Origin of the sequence: Paractinoplanes rhizophilus, from assembly GCF_042664765.1 — a bacterium.
GTDB lineage: Bacteria > Actinomycetota > Actinomycetes > Mycobacteriales > Micromonosporaceae > Actinoplanes > Actinoplanes rhizophilus.
In genome coordinates this window covers 1-2223 of the sequence record NZ_JBHTBJ010000097.1, presented here as the reverse complement: position 1 = coordinate 2223, position 2223 = coordinate 1, and the positions used below count along the sequence as shown (strand labels likewise).

3 protein-coding genes are annotated in these 2223 nt (G+C 65.8%); all 3 read left to right on the top strand.

Features of this window, described 5'->3' with window-relative positions:
• Positions 1 to 441 precede the first annotated feature (441 nt).
• The 3 genes from ACFQS1_RS40335 (at position 442) to ACFQS1_RS40325 (ending at position 2122) form a co-directional block, all read left to right on the top strand.
• Positions 442 to 690 (top strand): type II toxin-antitoxin system Phd/YefM family antitoxin, encoded by a 249-nt coding sequence (locus ACFQS1_RS40335; RefSeq protein ID WP_378978329.1) that lies wholly within the window; start codon positions 442 to 444, stop codon positions 688 to 690.
• Complete coding sequence (locus ACFQS1_RS40330) at positions 675 to 1079, top strand: type II toxin-antitoxin system VapC family toxin (protein WP_378978327.1); 405 nt, start codon at positions 675 to 677, stop codon at positions 1077 to 1079. The genes ACFQS1_RS40335 and ACFQS1_RS40330 overlap by 16 nt, the downstream gene beginning before the upstream one ends.
• 365 nt (positions 1080 to 1444) lie before the next feature.
• Positions 1445 to 2122 (top strand): IS110 family transposase, encoded by a 678-nt coding sequence (locus ACFQS1_RS40325; RefSeq protein WP_378978331.1) that lies wholly within the window; start codon positions 1445 to 1447, stop codon positions 2120 to 2122.
• Positions 2123 to 2223 lie beyond the last annotated feature (101 nt).

The window sequence follows — 2223 nt, the reverse complement described above, 5'->3', positions numbered from 1 at the left end:
AATGACCAGCACCGCGCCACCACGACGACCAGGCCCCGTCCGGCACCCCGCCGACGGGGCCTGATCACACCGCCCACATCGTCACCCTCAATGACGCCGCCATCGTCATCCTCAACGGCGGCCAACAGCATTCGGAAGAAATCGGAGTTGCCCGATCGTCTGTTCGAAGCCATCAGCCCCCCGTCCACGTCATCAACTCAGGCTATCGACGACGTCGAATCAGGTCGAGACTCTTAGCATCCGCTACGCTGCGTTGGGTGATCTCCTCGGGTGGAACATCGCACCTCAACTCCGATGCTGTTCTGCCGGTTGCCCGCTGGGCGCGGTGACCACAGCCGCTACGCCTGACCCGGCTCACGGGTGACTGGCGCCGTGCTTGGCCGCCGTTTCAGCCGCTATACGCCGCATCTGATAATCAGATACCATCGTGTTATGCGGACCATGACTGCCACTGAGGCGTCTCGGAACTTCTCAGATCTACTCGACGCCATCGAGCGCGGCGAGACCGTGACCATCACTCGCGGCAACCACCCGGTGGCCGAGATCGGACCGGCCCGCCGACGAACCGGTGCGGACCTCCGCACAGCCCTGGCCGGCATCCCGACACCCGACGACCGATTCGCCGACGACATCGCAGCAGCAGTGGCCCTGCTCGAGTCCGAGCAGGGTGACCCGTGGGCCGACGCCTGATCCTCGACACCAACGTCCTGATCGCCTACGAACGCGGCACGATCGATCGGTCAGCCCTTGACAGCGACGAACTCGCCGTCGCCGCGATCACCATCGCCGAATACCGAGTCGGGATCGAGTTGGCCGACAGTGCCGAACGTGCCGCCTCGCGGGCTCGCGCGCTGGCCGCGATCGAAAGCGTCGTCGAGGTTCTCGCCTACACCGACACGACGGCGGCCCAACATGCCCGCCTGATCGCTCATGTGCGCAGGACCGGCACGCCACGCGGCGCCCACGATCTCATCATCGCGGCCCACGCCGCCGAAACCGGGCGGACCGTTCTAACTCGCGACCTCAAGGCTGGCTTCGCCGGGCTTCCCGGAGTACTTGCCATCGAGCCCCCCACGTAAAGGCGCCAGACAGCGGGTACTGCGGCCACGGTTCGCTCAATGCCTCGTTCGACGTTCATGCTTCCGCAGGCCAGCTGATGGGTGGGTCTGCGGTATCAGAATGCGAAATCCGTGCTGACGGTCGCAGGTGGCCCGCTGTCAGTTTTGGGGCTCCTTCGGAGCGCCGTGCATGCGGGAAAATCGTGGCGTGGTCGCTCGCGGACGTCGTCGGTCTTTGGCCTGGTCGAGGCCGTCTGTCAGTTTGACGCGGGGAGCCCGTCTGAGGGGCTGCGCATTGTTGCCATGAGCACGAGGGTCCGACTCTTTGATTCCTCAGGGTTCCCGCGGGCGGCCACGCCTTTGGTCACGGCGGGGAGGGGAGCGTGATGCAGGAGATCACGGAGGAGGAGTTGTTCGTCGAGCGCGTCGCCGCGCTGGATCTGGGCAAGGCCGGGCTGGAGGCGTGTGTACGCACGCCGCATCCGAACCGGCCGGGTCGCCGCGTGCAGGAGGTCCGCTCGTACGCCACCACGACGGCCCGGCTGCTGGAGTTGGCCGATTGGCTGCGCTGTGAGCGGGTCACCGTGGTGGTGATGGAATCCACCAGCGATTACTGGAAGGGCGTCTACTACCTGTTGGAGGCCGAGGGCTTCGACTGCCAGCTGGCCAATGCCCGGGAGGTCAAGAACGTGCCGGGCCGGGCCAAGACCGACAAGGCTGACGCGGTGTGGCTGGCCAAGGTCGCCGAACGGGGTATGTTCCGGCCGTCGTTGGTGCACCCGGAACCGATCCGCCGGCTGCGTGACTTCACCCGCTACCGGCGCTCGCTGATCCGCGACCGGACCCGCGAACGGCAACGGGTGGAAAAGCTGCTGGAGGACGCGCAGATCAAGCTGAGCTCGGTGATCAGTGACCTGTTCGGGGTGTCCGGCCGGTCCATGCTCGACGCGCTGGCCGCCGGCCAACGCGATCCCGCGGTGCTGGCCGACCTGGCCCGGGCTTCGATGCGCGGCAAAATCGTCGTCCTGCGGGAGAGGCACGGGCGTGTCGGTAGGTCTGTGTAACGGATGAGTGGATTATCCGTTTTCCGCCAGATATGACCTGATGGGGCAGACAGGATCACGATCATGACACTGACCGATGAGTTTGAGCACGTCGCCTTGGG